Origin of the sequence: Nocardia sp. NPDC005978 (genome assembly GCF_040614455.1) — a bacterium.
Classification (GTDB): domain Bacteria; phylum Actinomycetota; class Actinomycetes; order Mycobacteriales; family Mycobacteriaceae; genus Nocardia.
In genome coordinates this window covers 23,689-46,792 of the sequence record NZ_JBEXUS010000037.1, presented here as the reverse complement: position 1 = coordinate 46,792, position 23,104 = coordinate 23,689, and the positions used below count along the sequence as shown (strand labels likewise).

Here is a 23,104-nt window from a genome sequence, read left to right as displayed (position 1 = left end):
GGGCATATCGGCGGGGCGCGACTGGCGGGCCGCACCGGTGCGGCTTGTTGTGCACCGGACAATTCGATCGAACTTCCCGAATGTCCGGTGCACGAGCAGGACTCAGAGCAGCGCTACCGCACCCTCCACCGCGTGCGGGAGCCGTCGCCGATTAGGGGAGCCCAGCGCCGTGGTCAGGTCCGAGCCGTCGTGCTCGGCCAGCAGATCGGCGCTGTCCCACACCAGCAGCGTCGCGCTGACGGTGTTCTCCGCCGCCGAGTGCGCCAGATCGTAGTGCGCGCAGCCGGGCACGTGCGCGTAGGTGATCCAGAGGTCGTAGCCGGTCATGAACAGGTCCAGATCGAATTGCACGGACAGGCCCAGCAGTTCGCTCTTACCGTTGTCGTCGACGCCGGCGAAGGCTTCGTCCAGCGCCAGCAGGCGCGGGGCCTGCGGGTCGGCCGAATCCAGCATGACGTGCGCGGCCGCGAACAGCGGCAGGTGCAGCGAGACCGACTGCTCACCGCCCGAGAGCGCGCTGTGCCGGGCCACGGTGAGCCGGTCCTCGGTGCCGTCGGAGGTGATGATGGTGAAGGAGAACACCCGCCACGCGCGGTAATCCAGTGTCGCGGCCAGGATCTCGGGGAACGAACGCTCGGGGTGCGCGGCGCGCGCCGAGCGGATCTCGGCCGCGAAGTGCGAGCGAATGGTGGCCAGATCGTCGGGCACCAGTTCCGAGGAGTCGCGGTCCAGGAGCTTGCACACCGCTCGGGCGGGTTCGGAGAGATTGTCCGCCAGCACCCAGTGCACGCCGATGGTGTTGCCCGAGGACATGCGCCGCTGCTTCATCTCGGTGCCCATGCGGGTGATGAGATCGCGGGCGTCGCTGGTGCGTTCGTGAATCTGCTGCGCGAGTCCGGTCAGCAGCGCGTCCTCGAGGATGCGGCGTTCGGAGTCGGTGAGCAGCAGTTCCTGATCCTTGCGCGCGCCGCCGATGCGCTCGGCGAAATCGGCGAGCGCGGACAGGCCGTGATCGTCGTGGACCTGCACCACGGTCAGGCCGTCGGCGGCGTCCCAGTGCAGGCGGTAGTCCTGGCGGGCGGCGGTGAGCGCGGCGTCGAACTCCTGCAGTGCGGCGGTGACCGCGCTGCGGGTGGACTTGCGGGTCGCCTCGCCCGCGCGCACCGAAGCGGTTGCGGCGGCGAGGTTCTCGAACAGGGTCGCGACCTCCTCCGGCAGCACCCGCATGTCCTGTTCGGGGTCGCCGTTCTCGATGCGGTACAGCAGCTGCTCGGGGGTGGACCAGGCGGCATCGCTGGCGGGCCAGCGGTTCTCGACGGGTGCGCCGAGCAGGCTGAGCAGATCCGGGCGCGCGTAGGGGGCCAGATGCCGGACGTCGGCGAGCAATTCGGTGAGAGCGGTCCGCAGGGTCTCGTGCGCGGCCCGGTGCGCGCCCTCGGCGGTGCCGACCGCCTCGATGGCCTCGTGCGCGGCCTTGCGAGCCGACTTCTGTTCGGCCCGAGCCGCGTCGATCCGTTCGCGGGCGGCCTCGAGTTCGCGATCGATGTCGGCGGCCCCGGCTCCCAGGGCCTCGCGCAGGGTCTCGAGCTTGCGCAGCTGCTCCTCGTAGCCCGAGCGCGCGGCCTCGGCCTCCTCGGCGAACGCCTCGGCGAGATCGGTGGCCTCGTCGAGCCGGTCGGAGGTCTCGCGGGAGCGCTCGTGCTCGCGGGCGTGATCCCCGCGCAGGCGCAGCAGCGCGGTGCCCGCGTTCTCGAAGTGCCGGACCGCCGCGGCGAGTGCGTCGAGTTCGGCGGGTTCGCGCGGGACCCGGTGCTCGGCCGCGATCGCGCGCACCTTCTTGTCGGCGGCGGCGTACTCGTTCACGGCCTGGTCGATGTCGCGCTCGGCCTGCGCGGCGGCCTCGGATCGCGATCGCAGCATGCCCGCGGCCTCCGAGACCGCGCGCAGGGCGGCGGTGACAGCGGTGGTGCGCGGCAACGCCTTCGACGCCGCGGACACCCGTCCCAGTTCCTCGGTGGCGGCCTGTTCGGCGGCCTTCGCGTCCCGGGCCTCGGTCTCGGCGGTCTCGATGGCGGCGGCCAGCTCGGCCAGGCGCAGTTCCCGGCGCCGAGCGCGCGCGGTGCTGCCGATGAACTCGGCGTCACCCTTGGCGTGCCGCCCGACCTGGACCCCCTGCCGGAACCGGCCGTCGGTGCCGACGGTCAGCTGCCCGTCCGCGCCGACGGCGGTGGTGGCGGTCGCGACCCGCGCGGTCGTCTCCTCGTACAGCGCGATCGAGGCCAGCACCTCGGCGACGCGCTCGCGCGGCACCGCCAGGTCACCGGAGTCCTCCTCGACGACTAGCACGTCGGCGAGCGTGCGCCCGGTGGGCCGTTGCCCCGCCGGCAGGGGCACCAGGAACTGATCGGAGGCGTGCTCGGGCAGATCCGCACCCGCGCACACCCACCCGTCGAGCAGGTTCGCCGCCTGCAATGCGGCCTCGATACCCGCCGCGGCACCGGGCTCGATCGAGTCGGCGAACCGCACGAGCCGCCACAGCGGTGCGCCCGCGGGTGCGGCCGAGGCGGTCGCGCCACCTGGCGAATCATTCGAGACCTGCGCGCGCGCCGCGTCATTCGCACCGGCTGCGCTCGCGGCCGATGCGGTCGTGCTCCCTGCCGGACCGTTCGAGACCTGCGCGCCTGCCGCGTCATTCGCACCGGCGATCTCGTCGACCGTGCTCTCGGCCGCGCCCCGCGTGCGACTCGCAGCGCGTGCGGCGCCCGGCGTACCGGATGTCCCGGCGTGCGGCGATCCGAGCCGGTTGCGATCGGCTCGGGCGTGGAAAGCCGGTGGGGCGTCGTCCCGTTCGGCCGCGACCTGCTCGCGTTCGGCGCGCAACTCGGCGGCGCGCGCGGTGGCCTGGGCCGCGTGGGCGCGGGCTTCCTGGCGGCGGGTCCGGATCTCCTCGGTGAGCGGTTCCGAGCGCTCGGCGAGCACTTCGGCCGGCGTGAGCGCGACCGATGGCTCGTCGGAAAGCGCTGCCGCCAGGGTGTTCCGGGCCGGGGTGGTCGCGGAATCACCCGGGGTCACGGGGGAGTCCGTGCCGGAACCACCCGCGCCATCGGCCCCGTCCGTGCCGGAACTGCTCGCGGGTCCGGTTCCGAGCGCGCCGCTCGAACCGCTCACGGAACTGGTTCCGAGCGCGCCGCCCGAACCGCTCGCGGGGCCGGATCCAAGCGCGCCGCTCGAACGGCTCACGGGGCCGGATCCAAGCGTGCCGCTCGAACCGCTCGCCGGTGAGGTCCCGGCCGACGCACCACGCCCGCGTCGCTTGCCCTTCGCGGCTGCGGGCGGCCGCGCCGAATGCTCGGTGCCCGCCTGGGCGAGGGCCTCGTCCAGGGACTCGAACAGGCCTTCGCGGATGGGGGAGTAGACCTCGCGGTGGCTGTCCCACCAATCGCGCAGGGCGGTCGCGGTGTCGGCGCGGGTCAGGGCCACGGCGGCCTCGGTCTCGGCGAGGTCCACGGCCGCGGACTCGCGGAGTTCGGTGGCGCGCTGGGCGGCTCGTTCGGCCCGGGTCCGTTCGGTGGCGGCGGCCTCGACCAGGGTCAGGGCGCGGCGGACCGCGCGCACGTCGGCGTCGCGTTCCTCGGCGTGCGCGCGGACCGTGGTGGTGAGGTGTTCGGCGCGGGCCTGTTCGGGCAGCGCGGTCCAGGCGATGCCGGCTTCCTCGGCGGCCGTGCGCAATTCGTCCTCGCCGCGGGCCATGGCCGCGGCGGCGTGCTGCACGGCGGCCAAGGCGCGCTCGGACTCCCCGGCGCGCTGATCGACGGTCTGGCGGGCCTTGAGGGACTTGTCGTGGTGCACCGCGGACGAGGCTTCCAGGCGGCGCACCGCGTCGGCGAGGTCGTCGAGCTGCTGTTTGCCCTCGTAGGCGCTCGAACGCTGCAGCGTCTCGCGATCGGAGAGCGCCTGTTCGTAGGCGCGGTCGGCGTCCTCGGCTCGCGTTTCCACGGCCGCGCGCTCACCATCGCGGCGCCGGCGCAGCGCCGCGGCCGCGTGCAGCGCGGTTCCGGCGTGTGTCACCGCGTCCAACCGCGTGCGAACCTGATCGACATCGGTCTTGGCCTGTACCGCAAGGTATTTGCGGTACACCCCGACGAACGCGCGGGTGGCGGTGTCGGCCTGCACCAGGCCCTCCAGGGTCCGGCCGACCTCTTCCATATCGCTGAACGAGCGCGCCGCGTCCAGGATCATCTGCTCGTCCAGCGGGCGCAGACCGTCGGTGAGCGCCTGCGAGAGCCCGCGCGGGTCGAGGTTCTTGGCCAGCTGCGGGCGGCGCAGGGTCAGAATGAGATTGATGAGCTGGTCGTAGCGCTGCTGCCCGAGCCCGAACATGCGCGCGTCGATGGCGGCGCGATACTCCACCGGCCGGTCCACGATCGCGTCGCCGCCGATCTGCTCGGCCAGCTGCTTGCGGGTGAGCGGGCGGTCGTCCGGGCCCAGCAGTGAGAAGTCCACGCCCACGCGGCCGTCGGCGACGAAGTACCAGCGCGTCACCTTGTCCGAGGAGCGGGTGGCGCGCATGCCGATGCCGATGGTCACCGCTTCGGGCGCGTCCCAGCTGCCGCGCGCGAACTCCATCCACACGTACGAATACGCCGATTCCTGCTTGCGGTACAGCAGATTCGACTTCATGGTGCGCTCTTCACCGGCGAACGGATTGAGCCGGCGCGGCTCGATCCGCCCGTCCAGCACGAACGGGAACAGCACCTCGAGGGCCTTGGTCTTACCAGAGCCGTTGGGCCCCCGCAGCACGAGCCTGCCGTCGCCGAAGCAGAACTCCTGGTCGCGGTAGTCCCACAGATTGACGATGCCCGCGCGCGTGGGAACGAAGCGGACGCCACCGTGAATGAGCTCTGCCATCAGTCCCCGGAACCCTTCTCGATGAAATCTGCCGTCTGCATATCGCCCCGCCGCTCCGGACCCGCCGCCGTGTCGGCCGCCGGCTCGCGGTCACCCGGTGAGCCGCTGCCCGCTTCGTCACGTGGCGAGTCCCCGCCGCGCCCCGCACCCGGCATGTCGTCACCCGCCGCCGGATTCGGACCCGCGGCGTCGGGCGGCCGTGTGCCGCCCGACATGTCCCGGGTCGCGGGGTCATCCGCCCGTGCGGCGGGGCGGTCGGTCTCCCCGTGTCCCGCGGCGGTCGACGGATCCGGCTCCACAGCATCGGACGGCAGGTCTCCCACCGCGCTGAGGTCGGAGACGTCGTTCTCGGTCGGCCCCGCGCCGGGAACGGTGTCCCCGGTGACGGATTCGTCAGCTCCAGTGGCGGATTCGTCCGCCCCGGCCACGGATTCGACCGCGTCCGCCACGGATTCGATCGTTGCGACCGTGTCTCCAGCCGATGCCGCGGCACCTCCGCCACCCTCCGGCGGCGCCGTTGCCGAGGACAGGTCTCGATCCGCGCTGAGGTCGGAGACGTCGTGCTCGGTCGGCCCCGCGCCGGGAGCGACCACTTCGGTGGCGGATTCGACCGTCGCGACCGGGTCGGCGACATTGGCCGAGGACGTTCCGTCACCGTCCGCGCTATCGGGCCGGTCGTCGCCGTCCGCGTCGCGCACGGGCTCCCCGGCCGCCGGTGTGCCGAGTTCGGTTGCGGAGCTGAACAGTTCGGTCTCCGCGCGGCTGCGGATGGTGACTATCGCGCCGCGGTAGCGGGCCAGGGCGGGCAGGACCAGCAGGCCGGTGCCGATCGGTTCGACCAGGCGCAGGCGCTCGAGCAGGCTCACCGCCTCGGCCGTGAGGCCCGGCACATCGGCCTGCCATTGCGCGGCGAAGGTCGCGCCGTACCGGTGGGTGAGCATCCGGACCGTGTCGCCGATCCATTCGGACGCGACGAACGGGAACTCCGGAATCTCCGGCTCCGCAACGTCTTCGGGGTCCGCGGGGTCCTCGTCCGGGCCGAAGATGTCGACGGGATCGGCGAGGGGAGCGAAGACGCTGGAACGGGGGATCGCGCTGTCGAGCTGTTCCACCAGATCTGTCAGGGGCCGTTCGGGCCGGGGCATGCGGAACACCGGATTGTCGATGTCCAGCACCAGATCCGCGATCTCCCCGGCCAGCAGCAGCGCCACCTGCGCGAGGGTGCCGGTGCCGGGGAACCGCACGTCCGAGAGCCGCCCCGAACTGTCGATGAGCGCGACGCCCTCCGCGCGCCGTTCGGCCCGCAGGCCGGTGATCAGCTCCACCTCGGCGACGAGCTTCTCCTGGGCGAGCATCGTGCGGTGCGGTTCGGCGAAGTCGTCGGCGTACACCACCGGCTGTTCGACCAGGGCGCGCCGCACCTTGCGCGCGGCCAGCGACTGCGCGGGGGAGCGCGTGTCCTTGCCGCCGGCCTCCTCACCCAGCAGCCCGGTCACACTGTGCAGATGCTGCAGCGCGCGCGGCGGCCGGAACAGCGCGAACACCACCGAGCGGTCGATGTCGTAGAGCGCTTCGCCCGCTTCGGGATCGCTCGCCCAGCCCCCGGCGTCACCGTCCGCCAGGGTCACCGCGCCGCGCGCGGCCAGCCAGCCCACGGCGTCGACGAAGGCATCCCGGTCCGCGGCGCGGTCGGCCGCCAGATCCAGCCCGTCCACCCGCTCGGTGTACGAGGCGACCTGATCGGCCAACTCCGACAGCGTGATCTGATCCCCGGCTCGCCCCAGCGCGGCCAGCGCCAACGCCAGATACGCGTAGCGGCGGCGGTCGAAGAGCCGATCCGCGGTGGTCCGCCCCGGCCGCCCGGACTCCAGCCGATCCAGCACCGGGAACAGCCGCGCGGTGGTCTCGGTGACCTCGAGCCGGTACCCGAACAGCTCGGCGAGATCTTCGCGCAGTTCGGTCGCCCACCGCCGAACCAGCGGCAACGCAATGCGATCCGGGTACTGCCGGGTGATCAGGTGATTGGCCAGCACCACCCGCGCCGCACGCTGATAGCCGTCCAGCGCCAGCGAATCGATGCCTCGCGCGTGCATCAGCGCACCCCCTGCTCGACGGCGGCGTCCGCGCCACCCGCGCGCCCGGCATCCGATCCGGCGGCGGTGACCTCCGGCTGCCGGTCGCCGACCGCTGATGTGACGCCAGGGTCGGTCGCCACCGTGTGGCCGGTGGCATCCGGCGATGTGCCGCCGCTGGCGACCGACGATGTGCCGTCGGTGGTGAGAGCGAATGCGCCGCCGGTGCCGACCGGAGCTGTGCCGCCCGTGCCGGGCGATGATGTGCCGCCGGTGGCGGTCTCGACACCCGGACTCCGTTGTGCGGCAGCGGCATCCGGTCCGCCCTCGCGCGGCCCGCCGGGCGCCTTCGCGCGGGCGGGAGAACCGGACTTGTCCTTGCGCAGCGCGGCGGTGTCGCGCACCTGGAGGCGGCGATTGTTCAGGTGCAGCAGCCCGCGGGCCGTGCGCACGGCGGTCGAGCCCTCGCATTCGGAGACGGTGAGCGTCACCCCGCTGTCGGAACCCGTGGTGCCCGGCACCCTTCCGCTGACCGGAACCCAGGCGGTGGAGGCCGCGTCCAGCAGGCGCAGCAGCACCTCGGTCTCACCTTCGTCGAGTTCGCGTTCGTGGATGTCGGAGGCGGCCAGCGAGGCCGCCGCCCGGGCCCGTGCGCGCTGGGAGTCCAGCTGGGTCTGGCGCAGCCGGCGGATGCCCGCGTCGTTGCGCTGCAGCCGGGCGGGAGCGCCGGGCGTGGGCGGGCGGCCGGTCTCGGCCAGGGTGCGCGCGATCTCCAGAGGCGGTGCGTCCCACCAGGACCGAATGGCCGGAATGACATCGGCGTCGGGATGCTGCATGGCCAGGTGCCGGGGCCGGCCCAGCCCGAAGACCGCGTCGAACAGCGCGTGCGCGGCGTCGGCGGAGGGCGCGGCGGTGAACCAGCCCGCCAGATGCCGCAGCGCCGATTCCCGGCTCACCCCGCCCTTGCGCGTCTCGGTGACCCGGCGCAGCAGCGACAGCACCGCGGCGATCGCGCTCATGGTGGCCTCGCGCAGCCGATCGCATTCGGTGATGCCGCCCTCGCCCGCGTCGTTCACGAACCAGGAGCGCAGGCCCTGCCAGCGGGCGCGCCAATCCTCCTGCCGCTCGGCGCGATTGAGCAGCACCCGCTCGTCGCAGTGCGCCGCGCGCTCGATGAGCTCGTCGACCCCGGTGTCCTCGACCGCGCGAATCGCCGCGGCCAGGCGCGGCGCGAACCGGGCCAGATCCATGGAGAACTCGCGCATGTGCGCCAGCAGCGCGTCCTTGTGCGCGAGGAACGCCTCGGGCGTGGCCTCGGTGGTGCGCACCAGATCGCCCAGGGTCAGATAGAAGTGCGCGGCCCGCTCGGCCAGATCCGACAGCGCGCGGTCCAGGCGCGCGAGCACCCGGTAGACCTGCGGCGAGTCCCCGGTGCGATTGGCCTCGGCGAGGGTGTGCAGATCCGCCAGCAGTTCCGGCAGCACGAGCCGCGACAGCGAGGCTTCGTCGAGCCGCGCCTCCAGCACCTCCGACACTGCCCGAAATGCCTGAAATCCCGCCTGGGAGAACTGATACACGAAGTGCCGGTTCCGGTATTCGGCCAGCGTCGCTGCCCGCGTCCCGTCATAACTGCGCTCGAGTACACCCCACTGATGCAGCTGCTCGAGCAGCGGCCCCACCTCGGTGGGCGTCAGCTCCGGAGCCCCCGGGCAACGTCCGAGCGTCTCCACGACGTCGGAGGCGTGCAGCAGCACCACGTACGCACCCCGGGCGATATCGAACGCGCGCAGAACCCACAGGTAGTCGCCCCGCTTCTCGGCGGTGGCGAAGGAGAACAGCCGCAGCCGGTCGGCGTGCGGGAACTCCTCGGCCCGAACCCCCTCGGGGCCGGGCAGCAATCCGTCAGCGGACTCGTACACCGGGGCAAGGGTAGTACCGCCCACCGACCGGTCCGGCATTGCGGCGGGTATCGGCGCGCCCGCGTCGCGCCCGCGCGAGCGCTCGGTCCGGCTAGGTCGCCTCGACGGCCGCGCGCTCGACTGTGAGCAGACTCTCGGTATGGTGCTCGGCGTAATAGGCGGCCGCGCCGCCGTGCAGGCCGAACAGCCGCTTGGACCACAGCAGCCACACGATCGCCGCCAGATTCACCAGCAGCGCCAGCACCCGCAGCACGGTGACCTTCTCGGTGAGCTCGTAGATCTCGAGCGGCAGGAAGAGGCTGGTGGCGATGACGGCGAAGTACTCGCCCCAGCGCTGCACGAGCCAGAGCCCGGTCGCTTCGACGAGTTGGACTGCGGCGTAGGCGAAGATGGCCACGGCCAGCCAGGTCAGCGTGGCCGGCGACAGTGTGAACGCCTTGTCGGTCCAGGTGAAGATCTTGGAATGATCGGGGTCCCAGCCGATTTGGTCCGCCAGCTGGCGCAGTAGCGGCAGGTCCTGATCCCAGATCTCCCGCCAGTGGTCCTGCGAGCCTCGCAGCTTCAGCACCCCGGCCCCGAGCAGGATCAGCACCAGCGCGCGCAGGACCCGCTCGGCGGCCAGCAGCCGCATGATGACCCGGTCCCGCAGCAGCCGTCCGCGCGGCACCTCGGGCGCGTCCTCGGCCGGGCCGTGCGCGCGGGCGGGCCCGGGCACGAAATCGCCGCAGCGCAGGCACCGCCACGACTCGCCGGCGGCGGTGTCGACGTGCAGCCGCGCGGCGAGCGCGGGCTCGTCCGGAGCGTAGGTCTCGTGGCCGCGAACGGCGCAGGTCCAGAGACTGATGTCCATGAATTGGAGCGTAACGGGCATACCGCCCGTGGCGGGTCAGCCCGCCGCGAGTGAACGCAACTGGTCGAGGTAGGCGCGGGTGCGCGGATCACCCGGGAAGCGCTGGATCATCTCCCGCGCGGTCTCCCCGGCGATCCACATGAGCGAGGGCAGCGACCGCCGTTTGCCGGTGAAGGCCCGCAGGCCCTCGTCCAGCGCCAGTTCGAGATTGCGGTCGCGCACCGCCACCACCGCCAGGGTCAGGTGCGCCTCGGCCACCCGCATGGGTTTGCGAATCGACCCGTCCGGCCGGGTCGAGGACAGGATGACCTGACGCGCATAGCTTTCGGCGAGCCGGTCGTCCCCGGCCACCCGGCAGCAGTCCATGGCGTAGAAGTCGAACTTCTGTGGATCGACCACGAAATGATTGTCCAGATTGGTGGGATGGTCCATATTGTCCAGAATCGAACGGCCCTGGGCGAGAGCGGCTTCCACCTCGCGCCGGTCACCCAGCCGCGCCCACGCCTTGGCGCGCTGCGCGGCCAGCTGCACCCCGACCCCCAGCTGCGCGGTCCCGGCGTGCGCCGCCTCGGCCGTTTCGATCGCCCCGCGGTAGTTGGCCTGGGTCAGCGCGAACCACGCCGCCATTTCCGCACCCCAGCCGATGATTTCGGCGTGATCGGCCTCCTGGCCCAGCGAGAGCGCCGCGCGCCGAGTGGCTTCGGCGGCCGTGCGCCAGCCCAGGTCGTAATCCACGCACCCGACCAGCAGCGCCACCCAGCCGGCCAGCACCAGCACCTCGCGATGCTGGGCCAGGGTCAGTCTGCCGTCCAGCAGCGAGGTGATCCGGCGCAGCCACGCGGTGCCCTCGGCGTGCAGTTCGTGTGGGTCACAACAGGGGTACTCCGAACACAATCGATCGGCGGTGATGCGAATGGCGTCCAGGGTGGCCGAGGAGACGTCGGACATCCGTAACCTGCCGATGAATTCGAGCGTGTCCATCCCGGTGGCGGAAAGCAACTCGTCATCGCGATTGGGTCGCGCCTTGGGAAAGAACGCGGCCGTGACGGTGTCGAATGACGCCGCGATTATGGGCGCGTAGAAATCGTCGGGTCTGGATTCGCCGGACTCCCAACGCCTCCAGTTGCGCAGCAGTGTGCTGTCGGTGGGTAGATTGTGCGTCGACTTACCGCGCATCGCGCGCACGGCGTCGGCTTGTGACCACCCCCGAGCATCACGTTCGGAGCGCATTCGGACAGCCCAGACAGGTCGATCATCACCAGCGGACACGTCTGTAGTATCTCACCAGTTAACGTTCGATGGACCCGGATAGGGCACGCAGATGTCAGTGGGTTGACATCTGCAATTGCATCCGCGAGAACGTCATGCTGGTTGCGGGCACACTTCACGACAGCGATCCCCTATCCAATGGAGGTTCGGGTGGAAGCGTTGATCTATGGGTACGTGCGTGACGATCTGGCCGATGGCCGCAGCGAAGAGCTGGAGTACGCCATGAGCAGCCTGGCTCAGTCGGCCGGATTCTGCTTCGCCGCCACGTTCCATGAATCGACCCCCGGCGACGGCACCGCTTTCGCGGAGCTCACCGCCGAACTCAAGAGAGCCGATGCGCACCACGTGGTGGTGCCCTCGCTCGATCACCTTGCCGGCCAGACCATTCCGCGAGACATCCTCATCGCGAAACTGGCCCACGAGGCGGCCGCTCAGATCTGGGCCGTCGAACACTGACGCCGCCGCTCCGGCTGTTCCGTCCTGCACCGGCATGAGCCTGGCTCGATATCCCGTGCCCATGTCATGAACCGCGCGGCCGTCACCCGGCCGCCGACCACCTTTGCAGGGCGAGCAGTAGGCGTGCGTTGCCCCACGAATTCCCCTGCCCGCGCGGGGGATTGCCGACCGGCGCACCACGCCGGGTATTCGGCGTGGGCGGAGACGACCGCCGGTGTCAGTCGGTGTCGTTCGGCCACAGGCCGATTCGCGCACGAGCGCGCGAATCGACGCCGGTCGGCGGTGCGCAGCGAATTGTGGTGCGCCGTGAATCGTGATGTGCCGCGAATCGTGCCCGTGTGCGCTCCCGGCCGCGCACGCTCGTCGAACGCGCCGGGGGCAGGGTCAGAGTCCGAAGCCCCCGCGGCCGCGCCGGCGCAGGTACTTCTCGAATTCGGCGGCGATCGCATCGCCGTCGATCTTGGCCATGGCCTCGTTGAGATCGACCTCGGCGTCGCCGCGCTCCTCGAGCGAGCGCACGTACTCCGCGATTTCCTCGTCGCCGGTGGTCATTTCGTTGACCGTGGACTCCCACTCCTCGGCCTGCTCCGGCAAACCGCCCAGCGGCACTTCGACATCGAGCACGTCCTCGACCCGGTGCAGCAGCGCGATCACGGCCTTGGGATTGGGCGGCTGCGAAACATAGTGCGGCACCGCGGCCCAGAAGGAGATCGCCGGCACACCCGCGCGCACGCAGGCGTCCTGCAGCACGCCGGTGATACCGGTCGGGCCCTCGTACCGGGTCTGTTCGAGATTGAACCGTTCGGCCGCTTCCTTGGAATAGGCGGTGCCGGTGACGGGTACGGGCCGGGTGTGCGGGGTGTCCGCGAGCAGGGCGCCCAGAATGACCACGGTGGTCACGTCGAGTTGCTCGATGAACTCCAGCAGGTCGTTGCAGAAGCTGCGCCACCGCATGTTCGGTTCCACGCCGCGCAGCAGCACGACGTCGCGATCGCTGCCGGGCGGCGAGCACACCGAGAGCATCGTCGAGGGCCAGTGGATTTCGCGGGTGACGCCGTCGACCTGACGGACGGTGGGCCGGTTCACCTGATAGTCGTAGTAGTCCTCGGAGTCCAGCTCGGCGAGGGGCTGCGCGTCCCAGATCAGTTCCAGGTGCTCGACCGCGCCACTGGCGGCGTCCGCGGCGTCGTTCCAGCCTTCGAAGGCGGCGACGAGTATCGGATTGCGCAGGGTGGGCAGGTCCGATTCGGGTGGCACCGGGGGTTCACTGGCGTTCACCCGGTCAGCTTAGGGGGTTAGGTGGCCAGACGTGCCAACGACGCGCAACCGCGCTGGTCGCGGGGTCCCGGTCAGGATATGCGGGAGGCCGATACCGAGAGCCCCCGGTGAGAGCGAAGTGGGCGACCCGCCGCACGGCGCGCGGAGCTCGCGGAGCGGCGCGCTACACCGAGGGTCGGATTGTCCGGAGCTCCCACTACTCTTGAGAGCATGTCTGTGTCCCCACGCGCCGAGTTCGACACCACCCTACTCGACACGCTAAGTCGGCGTGTCGTGATCGGCGACGGCGCGATGGGCACCATGTTGCAGGCCGCGGATCTGACTCTGGACGACTTCCGCGGCCTCGAGGGTTGCAATGAGATCCTGAACGAAACCCGCCCCGACGTGCTGAAAAGCATCCACCGGGCGTACTTCGAAGCCGGCGCCGACGCCGTGGAGACCAATACCTTCGGTTGCAACCTGCCCAACCTCGCCGATTACGACATTTCGGACCGTATCCGTGACCTTTCCGAACGCGGCACCCGCCTGGCCCGTGAGGTAGCCGACGAGATGGGTCCGTCCGCGGACGGCACCCCCCGCTACGTCCTGGGCTCGATGGGCCCGGGCACCAAACTCCCCACCCTGGGCCACGCGCCCTACGCCGTGCTGCGCGATGCCTACACCGAGGCGGCGCTGGGCATGCTCGAGGGCGGCGCGGACGCGATCCTCATCGAGACCTGCCAGGACCTGCTGCAGGTCAAGTCCGCCATCGTCGGCAGCCGGCACGCCATGGCGCGGATCGGGCGCAGGATCCCGATCATCACCCACGTGACCGTGGAGACCACCGGCACCATGCTGGTCGGCTCGGAGATCGGCGCCGCGCTCACCGCGCTGGAGAACCTCGGCATCGACATGATCGGCCTGAACTGCGCCACCGGGCCGGACGAGATGAGCGAGCACCTGCGCCATCTGTCCAAGCACGCCGGTATGCCCGTTTCGGTCATGCCCAACGCCGGGCTGCCGGTGCTGGGCGCCAACGGCGCCGAATACCCGCTCACCCCCGAGGAACTCGCGACCGCGCTGAGCGGTTTCGTCTCCGAATTCGGTCTGGGCCTGGTCGGCGGCTGCTGCGGCACCACCCCCGAGCACATTCGCCAGGTCGCCGAGGCCGTGCGCACCACCACCCCGGCCGTGCGCGCGCCGCTGCACGAGCCCAGCGTGTCCTCCATCTACAGCCAGGTCCCGTTCCAGCAGGACGCCACCATCATGATGATCGGTGAGCGCACCAACGCCAACGGCTCCAAGGCTTTCCGCGACGCCATGCTCGCCCAGGACTGGCAGAAGTGCCTGGACATCGCCAAGGACCAGATCCGCGACGGCGCGCACATGCTGGACCTGTGCGTGGACTACGTGGGCCGTGACGGCGCGGTCGACATGAACGAACTCGCCGCCCGCCTGGCCACCGCCTCCACGCTGCCGATCATGCTCGACTCCACCGAATTGCCGGTGCTGCGTGCGGGATTGGAGCAGCTGGGCGGGCGCTGCGCGGTCAACTCGGTGAACTACGAGGACGGCGCCGGCCCGGAATCTCGGTTCCAGCAGACCATGGCGCTGGTGGCCGAACACGGTGCGGCCGTGGTGGCGCTGACCATCGACGAGGAGGGCCAGGCGCGCACCGCCGAGACCAAGGTGGCCATCGCCGAGCGGCTCATCGCCGACATCACCGAGAACTGGGGCCTGCGCGAGTCCGACATCATCGTCGACACCCTGACCTTCACCCTGGGCACCGGCCAGGAGGAGTCGCGCAAGGACGGCATCGAGACCATCGAGGCCATTCGCCTGCTCAAGCAGCGTCATCCCGAGGTGCAGACCACGCTGGGTCTGTCCAACATCTCCTTCGGCCTCAACCCGGCCGCGCGCCAGGTGCTCAATTCGGTCTTCATGAACGAATGCGTCGAAGCCGGACTGGATTCGGCCATCGTGCACGCCTCCAAGATTCTGCCCATGGCGCGGATCCCCGAGGATCAGCGCACCGTCGCCCTGGATCTGGTGTACGACCGCCGGACCGAGGACTACGACCCGCTGCAGGAACTCATGACCATGTTCGAGGGCGTCTCGGCGGCCTCGTCCAAGGCCTCGCGCGCCGAGGAACTCGCGGCGCTGCCGCTGTTCGAACGCCTCGAGCGCCGGATCGTGGACGGCGACCGCAACGGTCTCGAAGCCGACCTCGACGAGGCCATGGCGGAGGTTCCGCCGCTGCAGATCATCAACGAGACGCTGCTCGCGGGCATGAAGACCGTCGGTGAGCTGTTCGGCTCGGGACAGATGCAGCTGCCCTTCGTGCTGCAGTCGGCCGAGGTCATGAAAACCGCCGTGGCGCACCTGGAACCGCACATGGAGGCCACCGACGACTCGGGCAAGGGCCGCATCGTGCTGGCGACGGTCAAGGGCGACGTGCACGACATCGGCAAGAACCTGGTGGACATCATTCTGTCCAACAACGGTTACGAGGTTGTGAATCTCGGTATCAAGCAGCCGATTTCGGCGATCCTGGATGCGGCGGTGGACAAGAAGGCCGATGTGGTCGGCATGTCCGGGCTGCTGGTGAAGTCCACGGTCATCATGAAGGAGAACCTCGAGGAGATGAACGCCCGCGGGGTCGCGGAGCAGTTCCCGGTGCTGCTCGGTGGTGCGGCACTTACTCGTTCGTACGTGGAGAACGATCTCACCGACGTCTACGAGGGCGATGTGCACTACGCCCGCGACGCGTTCGAGGGCCTGAACCTGATGGACCAGATCATGACCCGCAAGCGCGGCGGTGGCCTGGATCCGGACAGCCCCGAGGCCATCGCCGAACGGGAGAAGAACGCCGAACGCAAAGCGCGGCACGAGCGTTCCAAGCGCATCGCCGAGGAGCGAAAGGCCAAGGAGGTGCCGGTCGAGGTGCCCGCGCGCTCGGACGTGGCCGCCGATCTGCCGGTGCCGACCCCGCCGTTCTGGGGCACCCGCGTCATCAAGGGCCTGTCGGTCGGCGAGTACTCCGGTCTGCTGGACGAGCGGGCGCTGTTCCTGGGGCAGTGGGGACTACGCGGTCAGCGTGGCGGCGAGGGCGCCTCCTACGAGGAGCTGGTGGAGACCGAAGGCCGTCCGCGCCTGCGGTATTGGCTCGATCGGCTCATCGCCGAGGGCGTGCTCCAGCACGCCGCGGTGGTGTACGGCTACTTCCCGGCGGTCTCCGAGGGTGACGATGTGATTGTTCTCACCGAGCCGAAACCCGATGCGCCGGAACGGTATCGCTTCACTTTCCCGCGCCAGCAGCGTGACCGATTCCTCAATATCGCCGACTTCATCCGCTCCCGCGAACTGGCCGCCGAACGCGGTCAGGTCGACGTGCTGCCGTTCCAGCTGGTCACCATGGGTCAGCCCATCGCCGACTTCGCCAATCAGCTGTTCGCGGACAACAACTATCGCGACTACCTCGAGGTGCACGGCATCGGCGTGCAGCTGACCGAGGCCCTGGCCGAGTTTTGGCATCGCCGAATCCGGGAAGAACTTGTGCTGGAAGGGCATTCCGTCGCCGACGACGATCCTTCCGATGTGCAGGAATACTTCAAGCTCGGCTACCGTGGCGCTCGCTACTCGTTCGGCTACGGCGCGTGCCCCGACCTGGAGGACCGCGCGAAACTCGTTGACCTGCTGGAGGCGGGCCGGATCGGAGTGGTGCTGTCGGAGGAGTTGCAACTGCATCCGGAGCAGTCGACGGATGCGTTCGTACTGCTGCACCCGGAGGCAAAGTACTTCAACGCCTAAGATTTTCACGAGGTTTCCGGGCTTTCGCGCAGAGTTGCAGGGTGGCTCGGCGTGCGAGACCAGCAGGAGGGGTACAACCACATGACTTCAGACCGGCTGATTGCGGGGCGGTACCGACTAACGGATCCGATCGGCACCGGTGCGATGGGGGTCGTGTGGCGCGCGACCGATGTCCGGCTGCGTCGGACGGTGGCGGTGAAGCAGTTGCTGCTCGGGCCCGGGCTCACCCGGTCCCAGGCGCTCGAGGCCAAGATGCGCGCGATGCGGGAGGGGCGCATCGCCGCGCGACTGCATCACCCCAACGCCGTGACCGTGTTCGACGTCGCGGAGGAGGACGGCCAGCCGTGGCTGGTCATGGAGTACGTGAACGCGGCCTCGCTGGCCGCGCTCATGCGGGAGAAGGGTCCGCTCGAGCCCACCGAGGTCGCCCGGATCGGGGCCAAGGTGGCCGCGGCCCTGGCCGCCGCGCACAAGGCGGGCATCGTGCACCGCGACGTGAAGCCCGCGAACATCCTGGTCGCCGACGACGGCACGGTGAAGATCACCGACTTCGGCATCTCGCGCGCCATCGGCGATGTGACCGTCACCTCCACCGGTTTCCTGGCGGGCACGCCGGCCTACCTCGCACCCGAGGTGGCGCGCGGGGAGAACCCGGAATCGCCCTCGGACGTGTTCGCGCTGGGTTCGACGTTGTACGCCGCCGTGGAGGGCATGCCGCCCTTCGGTGAGGGCGACAATCCGCTCGCGGTCCTGCATTCGGTGGCCCGGGCCATGGTGCCGCCGCCGCGCCGGGCCGGTGCGCTCGGTTCGGTGCTCATGGACCTGCTCGCCGCCGAGGCGGACGACCGGCCCGACATGGAACAGGCCGCCGAACGGCTCCAGGCCGTGGCCGACGGGCGGGTGCCCGCGCCGCATCAGCCGACCAAGATCCTGCCGGCCGCGGGAGCCGCAGCGGTCGCGGCCGCCGCCGGCCCCGCCGATACGTCGGGATCGGACGCCACCACGGTGCTGTCCACCTCGCACACCGGCGCTTCCGGCAATGCCGGGGACGCCACGGTGCACATCGATATGGACAAGGGCAAGGAACGGGCCGCCGCGCCGGTGCCGTCCGCGACCGGTCCCATGGTGCCCTTCGCCGCGAAGAACGGTGGCGGCGAGGGCAATTCACGCCGGTTCGCCCTGGCCGCCCTCGGTGTCGTCGCGGCGTTGCTACTGGCCACCGTGATCGCCCTGGCGGTGAACCGCGGCGGTGACGAGCCGCCGGTCACCGCCGACGGCACCAGCGTCACCGCGCCCGCGCCGGGCCAGGAGTCCTCGGAGAACCCCGGGGCGGAGCCGGGCGGCGGCAACGTGCAGCAGCCCTCGCGCACCGGCGCGGCCGGTCAGGCCCCGCGCGCGACCACCACGACCACCGTGCCGCCGACCACCACCACGTCGGCGAATCCGAGCACCACGACCACGACCACGACGACGACAACCCCGCCGACGACAACCCCGGCCGGCCCGCCGTCCGCGGCGTCGGTGGCCTCGTTCGTGCAGGGTTACTACGGGATGCTGCCCGGCAACGTGGGCGGTGCGTGGGGCATGCTCACGCCCGGCTACCAGGCCTCGACCGGCGGCTACAACTCGTATTCGCAGTTCTGGTCGAGCATCTCCTCTGTCAGCGTGGGCGGGGTGACGCCGTCCGGCGACAACCGGGCCGTGGTCAACCTCACCTACAGGATGAAGAACGGTCAGGTCAGCAGCGAAAGCCGGTGGATCCAGGTCGATTCCGCCAACGGCCGGATGATGATCGCCGCCTCCGGCCTCTGACGCGCGGAACGCCCGGCCCGGGCACCCGGGCCCGGGCGTCCTCGTCCGGTGCTCAGCGGGCGCTGGTGCGGAACGGCTCGGCGGGTGCACCCAGATTCGGTGTGCCCAGCAGGGAATCCGAACTCAGGGCGTAGATGCCGTCGTTGGTCAGCAGCCACACGATCTTGCGGTCGTACTCGACGTACACCCCGTGGGTGGGGTTGCTGCGCGCCCAGTCCTGGGTTTCGGGACCGAAGGTCGGCGGCGCGAAATAGCCTGCGATCCGGGGGTTCTCCGGATCCGAGACGTCGAAGAACTGCGCACCGGCGTTGTAGAAGTCGTAGATCAGCAGACCGTCCTTCGGATCGCCGGGCGAGGTGTAGTAGCCGCTGCGTTTGGGGCCGAAGCTGCCGCCGCGCTGGCAGAAGTCGGTCACCGGCGCGTTCTCGGGCGGAGTCGGCCGGGGGAGCCGGTCGACGATGCGCGGATTCGCCGGATCGGTCGCGTCGATCTGGAAGATGTCCTTGTACGGCTCGTAGCAGTCCTCGGACAGCGGATAACCGCTCAGGTAGACCATGCCGGTCCGCTCGAACTGGGAGACGTCGACGTTGTCGGCTTCGGTGCCCGAGACCGACATGGGGATGTCGAGGTGACCGACCTCGCGCAGATTCGCCGGATCGGAGATGTCCAGGATCGACAGGCCGAAGCCGCCCATGGCCGCGAAGCCGTACCTGCCGCCCGCCTCGATCGGGGTCGGGATGTAGAGCGGATTGCGCGAACCCATCCACGAGGTCCGGTTGCCGCAGCGCGGATTGGCCCGGTACGCGGCTTCCTCGCCGCGCACCATGCCCTCGCGATGCCAGGTGTCCAGCAGTCGCGGTTGTGCCGGGTCGGCCATGTCCCAGACCTGGAATCCGTTGGCGTACAGGTAGGTCGGGTACTCCTGGTTCGACCAGTCGTCGCTCGGGGCGGTCGAGACGAACATGTAGCGGCCGCCGTCCCAGTGCGGGACGTCGAGCGAGCCCGAACCCTGCTGCGGCCCGCTCATATCCGGGGCGAGCGGATCGTCCTGGGCGGCATCGGTGCTCACCGTGGCCAGCAGTTGCCAGTCCTGTTTGCGCGGCCCGTTCAGTTTGTAGACCTTGAAGCCTTTGAGCTGGGTGTCCGCGCGCGCCGCGGCCACACCGCCGGGCGCGCCGAACTTACTGTGCTCGGGGGTGTCGCCGAGCCAGAAGGGGATCTGGCGGCGCATCTCGAAGCTCTGCACCATGATGTAGCCGCCGTACCGCTCACTCCACTGAATGGTGGACGCGCCCCAGAAGTCGTGCGCGGCCCAGTCCTTGCCCGCGAGGGCCTCGTCGTTGCCCTCGACCTCGCCCAGGTCCGAACGAGACAGCGATTCCACGACCCGGACGTTCTTGACGTCGGTGATGTCGTAGACCCGCGCCTCGCTGCGGTCGTACTGGAACATGTACCGGCGGCCGTCGAAATCGACGATGTTCTGCCAGGAGTGGAACGGGTCGGGCGTGAATCGCTGCCCGCCGTAGTGCGCCTCGACCGTCACGTTGTCGCTGCGATAGGTGTTGGGGTCGTAGCCGCCGGTCGCGGGGAACAGCTCCTCGCCGCCCCCGGGGAACGGATGCTGTTCCTCCTCGTTCACGTAGGTCAGCGCGGGATGCAGGAACGAGCCGTCGTTCTGCATGCCGTAGCTGCCGGGATCGGCCTGCGACGGCCGCCTGTCCTCGCACACCATCGCGATATCGGGATCCACCGCCGCGGCGGACGCACGCTCGTCCGCGGTCCGCGTCACCACCGCCGTCGCGCCCGTCGCCGCGATCACCGCCGTCGCCGCGGCCGCCCATTTCATTCGCCTGTTCACAGCCATGAAGTCTGCTGACGCGGGTGCTGCGGCAACCCCTCCTCGAAGCCGCACTCGCCCGCCGGAATCCGGCCGCCGGGCCCTTGCCGTCCGGCCGCGCCGATGCTAAGGCAGCGCCGGCCCTCCGTGCCGGTCGCGTCGAACGGATGGTCGATCCTCGCCGGACCTGTTCGGGCCGGGGCCGATACGCTGGGCACGGCCGTACGGCGTATGCGGTCCCTGATGAGGCATGTGAGAGGAGTCGTGACCCGGTGACCCGGTTGCAAGCCGTGCTGTGGGATATGGACGGAACCCTGCTGGACTCGGAGAAGCTCTGGGATGTGGCGGTGCGCGAACTCGCCGCCGAACTCGGCCACGAGATGAACGACGACATGCGGCGCGCGCTGATCGGCGCCTCGGGCCCCAACGCCCTGCGCATCATGTTCACCGGGCTCGGGCTCGATCCCACGCCCGATGCGTTGCGTGAGGCCGGGCACTGGATCGAGCAGCGGGTGATCGAGATGTTCCGCGATCCGATTCCGTGGCGCCCGGGCGCGCGCGAGACCCTGGCGGCGCTGCTGGCCGCGGATCTGCCGATGGCCCTGGTCACCAACACCAAGCGCTCCCTGACCGAGTACGGCCTGGACACCCTGGGGCGTGAGCACTTCCGCGCCACCGTCTGCGCCGACGAGGTCGGTCAGGGCAAGCCCGCGCCGGATCTCTACCTGCGCGCTGCCGAACTGCTCGGTGTGGACCCGGAACACACTGTGGCCATTGAGGATTCGCCCACCGGTGCGATGTCGGCCGAAGCGGCGGGCTGTACGGTGCTGGTGGTGCCCTGCGAGATCGAGGTGCCCGCGGCTCCCGGCCGCAACTTCCGCGAGTCGCTGGTCGGGGTGACGCACACCGATCTGCACGAGCTGGTGCTCGCCCGCCACGGTCGTTGATCCGCTGGCGCGCAACACACATCGGGACGTGCGCCGGAGTGACGGGGGTCACTCCGACCGGCCGGGGTGGTGGAAAAGTGCCTGTTCGGCGGGGGTGAGCAACGAGTCGGTGATAGCCGATCGGTTGCGTAAGTAACGCTTCCGGGGCCGGTGACGACGTCTCCTGTGACACTGGCCCGTTCGTCGGGGGCCCGGCCATCCGCTTTGTGGAATGGGGATATTGGCATGCCTTTGGGCGAATTTTTCGCGAAACACAAGATTGCTTCGGCGGTGGCGGCCCCGGCAATCCTGGGAGTGGTAGCGGTGGTCGGCGCGACCCTGTCGCTGTCCTCGCCCGAATCCGAGACCGCGGCGCCGCAATTGCGCTCCTCGGTCACCGAATGCCATGACATGGTCACCATTTCGGTTGCCGGTCGCGGCGATACACCGGTCGCGGGCACCACCAAATTGCTCGTCGACGCCAATGGCCAGGAATTGCCCGCGGCGCTGTCCGGCGATCACAAGAGCCCCTGGCTCGACCCGATCGTGAACGCTCCGTCCGATTACGTGAACCCCGGGTCGAACGCTGCCATCTATATCGCGTACCCGGCGAACATGGCCACCTACGAGGACGCGGTCAACACCGGTGTGGCAAACACCGAGCGCGTCATGACCGAGATCTCCAAGGCCTGCCCGGACACCAAGTACTCGATCGTCGGCTACAGCGAGGGCGCCGATGTCGTGCGCCGCGTGGCCATGAAGATCGGCAATCAGGAAGCCGACGCGAGCGGCAACTACGGCATCGTGAACCCGGACGATGTGGTCGGCGTGGTCATTCTCGCCGACGCGGGTCGCAAGGAAGGCGATTGCACGTTCCTCGGTGCGAAGGATCCGTGCAGCAACCCGGACAACTTCGACCAGAAGTACCAGAACGGGTCCAACACCGCCGGCGGCGCGGGCGCGCTGCCCGGGACCAGCGGTGATTTCGGCAAGCTGAACGGCCGCATCGCCTCGTTCTGCTCGGACGGCGACCTCACCTGCGCCGCGCCCAAGAACATCTCGCTGCTGACCCTCGCGGTCAACGTGGGCCGTCAGGTCAACGCCGATCAGCTCGAGCGCGAGGGCCTGACCCCCGCGACCGGCATGGACGTCGCGATGGTGCTCGGCGACATCGCCCTCAAGGCGTTCGCGGACATCCAGTCCCAGCCGAACTGGATGGCGAGCAACGAGACCTTCCTGTCGGTGCTGCTGCGCGTGTCGGACCCGAACTACACCCCGGGTGAGAAGCGCGTCGTCGCCGAGGCGGATTCCATTGCCGCCGAAGGTATGTCGCCGCTGGCCTACCTGCCGCAGAAGGTCTTCAACGAGATCATCGGCCTGATCACGACCAACCAGAACACCATCCCGGTCATCATGAGCGACCCGTACAACCTGACGCTCGGCCCGAACCACTCCGGTCATCACTTCGATTACTGGAAGGACGCCAATGCTCAGAACGGTAAGCCGCTGACTTCCGCCGAGTACGCGGCGGCCTGGCTCACCGAGCTCGCCAAGAAGGCCCAGGCCGGGGACCTGGACGTGACCACCACGCCCAAGACCACCACCAAGGCCGTGGAGAAGGCCGGTCTGGCCGCCGATCCCGCGGCGCCGCAGACCACGAAGTCGACCACGACGACGACGGCGAAGCCGAGCACCACCACCTCGGACGCCAAGGTCGACGCGAAGGCTCCGGCCACCACGACGGATCCGTCCACGACGGCTCCCTCGACCACTACGGACCCGACCACGGTCGCGCCCACCACGGTGAAGCCCGCCGAGGCGGCCCCCACGACCGCCGAGGCGGCCAAGCCGACCACGACGGCTCCGACCACGACCACCACGGTCGCGCCGACCACCACGGCACCGGCGAACTGATATCGGAAATCCGCTGCGGCCCCGTCGAATCAGACGGGGCCGCAGTTCTGTTTTTCCTCGCCTCAGCACGCCCC

11 protein-coding genes and 1 pseudogene are annotated in these 23,104 nt (G+C 69.9%); 5 read left to right on the top strand and 7 right to left on the bottom strand.

Going from position 1 to position 23,104, the window contains the following annotated elements; genetic code table 11:
- Nucleotides 1-102 precede the first annotated feature (102 nt).
- The 5 genes and pseudogenes from ABZ319_RS18715 to ABZ319_RS18695 form a co-directional block, all read right to left on the bottom strand.
- A complete protein-coding gene (locus ABZ319_RS18715) occupies nt 103-4,908 on the bottom strand; it encodes an SbcC/MukB-like Walker B domain-containing protein (RefSeq protein WP_354987676.1) in 4,806 nt (1,601 codons plus the stop codon).
- Between the two features lie 725 nt (nt 4,909-5,633).
- A pseudogene (locus ABZ319_RS18710) lies at nt 5,634-7,001 on the bottom strand (TIGR02678 family protein); the annotation flags it as partial.
- Entirely contained in the window at nt 7,001-8,878 is a 1,878-nt protein-coding gene (locus ABZ319_RS18705; RefSeq protein ID WP_354987704.1) for a TIGR02677 family protein, read from the bottom strand. The gene ABZ319_RS18705 and the pseudogene ABZ319_RS18710, both read right to left, overlap by 1 nt.
- A gap of 112 nt (nt 8,879-8,990) precedes the next feature.
- On the bottom strand, nt 8,991-9,749 hold the full coding sequence (locus ABZ319_RS18700) for a DUF2127 domain-containing protein (RefSeq protein WP_354987675.1): 759 nt from the start codon (nt 9,747-9,749) through the stop codon (nt 8,991-8,993).
- 36 nt (nt 9,750-9,785) lie between these two features.
- Entirely contained in the window at nt 9,786-10,979 is a 1,194-nt protein-coding gene (locus ABZ319_RS18695; protein WP_354987674.1) for an XRE family transcriptional regulator, read from the bottom strand.
- Between the two features lie 189 nt (nt 10,980-11,168).
- On the opposite strand from ABZ319_RS18695, the gene ABZ319_RS18690 reads away from it, so the two are divergent.
- The gene (locus tag ABZ319_RS18690) at nt 11,169-11,474 is read left to right on the top strand and encodes a hypothetical protein (protein ID WP_354987673.1); all 306 of its coding nucleotides are present in this window, start codon (nt 11,169-11,171) and stop codon (nt 11,472-11,474) included.
- Nucleotides 11,475-11,858: 384 nt separating this feature from the next.
- On the opposite strand, the gene ABZ319_RS18685 is transcribed toward ABZ319_RS18690, so the two are convergent.
- Nucleotides 11,859-12,752: a PAC2 family protein gene (locus ABZ319_RS18685; RefSeq protein ID WP_354987672.1), complete on the bottom strand. Its 894-nt coding sequence runs from the start codon at nt 12,750-12,752 to the stop codon at nt 11,859-11,861.
- A 210-nt stretch (nt 12,753-12,962) separates the two neighbouring features.
- Between ABZ319_RS18685 and metH the strand changes: the two genes are divergently transcribed.
- Nucleotides 12,963-16,541, top strand: a complete 3,579-nt coding sequence (gene metH / locus ABZ319_RS18680; RefSeq protein ID WP_354987671.1) for a methionine synthase — start codon at nt 12,963-12,965, stop codon at nt 16,539-16,541.
- 81 nt (nt 16,542-16,622) lie between these two features.
- Complete coding sequence (locus tag ABZ319_RS18675) at nt 16,623-18,353, top strand: serine/threonine-protein kinase (protein WP_354987670.1); 1,731 nt, start codon at nt 16,623-16,625, stop codon at nt 18,351-18,353.
- 52 nt (nt 18,354-18,405) lie between these two features.
- Here the strand turns inward: ABZ319_RS18675 and ABZ319_RS18670 are convergent, their stop codons facing one another.
- On the bottom strand, nt 18,406-20,211 hold the full coding sequence (locus ABZ319_RS18670) for a hypothetical protein (RefSeq protein WP_354987669.1): 1,806 nt from the start codon (nt 20,209-20,211) through the stop codon (nt 18,406-18,408).
- 251 nt (nt 20,212-20,462) lie between these two features.
- Between ABZ319_RS18670 and ABZ319_RS18665 the strand changes: the two genes are divergently transcribed.
- On the top strand, nt 20,463-21,137 hold the full coding sequence (locus ABZ319_RS18665; RefSeq protein WP_354987668.1) for an HAD family phosphatase: 675 nt from the start codon (nt 20,463-20,465) through the stop codon (nt 21,135-21,137).
- A gap of 225 nt (nt 21,138-21,362) precedes the next feature.
- The gene (locus tag ABZ319_RS18660; protein ID WP_354987667.1) at nt 21,363-23,030 is read left to right on the top strand and encodes a cutinase family protein; all 1,668 of its coding nucleotides are present in this window, start codon (nt 21,363-21,365) and stop codon (nt 23,028-23,030) included.
- Nucleotides 23,031-23,104 lie beyond the last annotated feature (74 nt).

Bases quoted from the DNA above. Each gene is read 5' to 3' on its own strand.
- ABZ319_RS18715 (WP_354987676.1), bottom strand. From the start codon at position 4,908: ATGGCAGAGCTCATTCACGGTGGCGTCCGCTTCGTTCCCACGCGCGCG.
- ABZ319_RS18675 (WP_354987670.1), top strand. From the start codon at position 16,623: ATGACTTCAGACCGGCTGATTGCGGGGCGGTACCGACTAACGGATCCG.
- ABZ319_RS18660 (WP_354987667.1), top strand. From the start codon at position 21,363: ATGCCTTTGGGCGAATTTTTCGCGAAACACAAGATTGCTTCGGCGGTG.
- ABZ319_RS18695 (WP_354987674.1), bottom strand. From the start codon at position 10,979: ATGCGCTCCGAACGTGATGCTCGGGGGTGGTCACAAGCCGACGCCGTG.
- metH (WP_354987671.1), top strand. From the start codon at position 12,963: ATGTCTGTGTCCCCACGCGCCGAGTTCGACACCACCCTACTCGACACG.
- ABZ319_RS18700 (WP_354987675.1), bottom strand. From the start codon at position 9,749: ATGGACATCAGTCTCTGGACCTGCGCCGTTCGCGGCCACGAGACCTAC.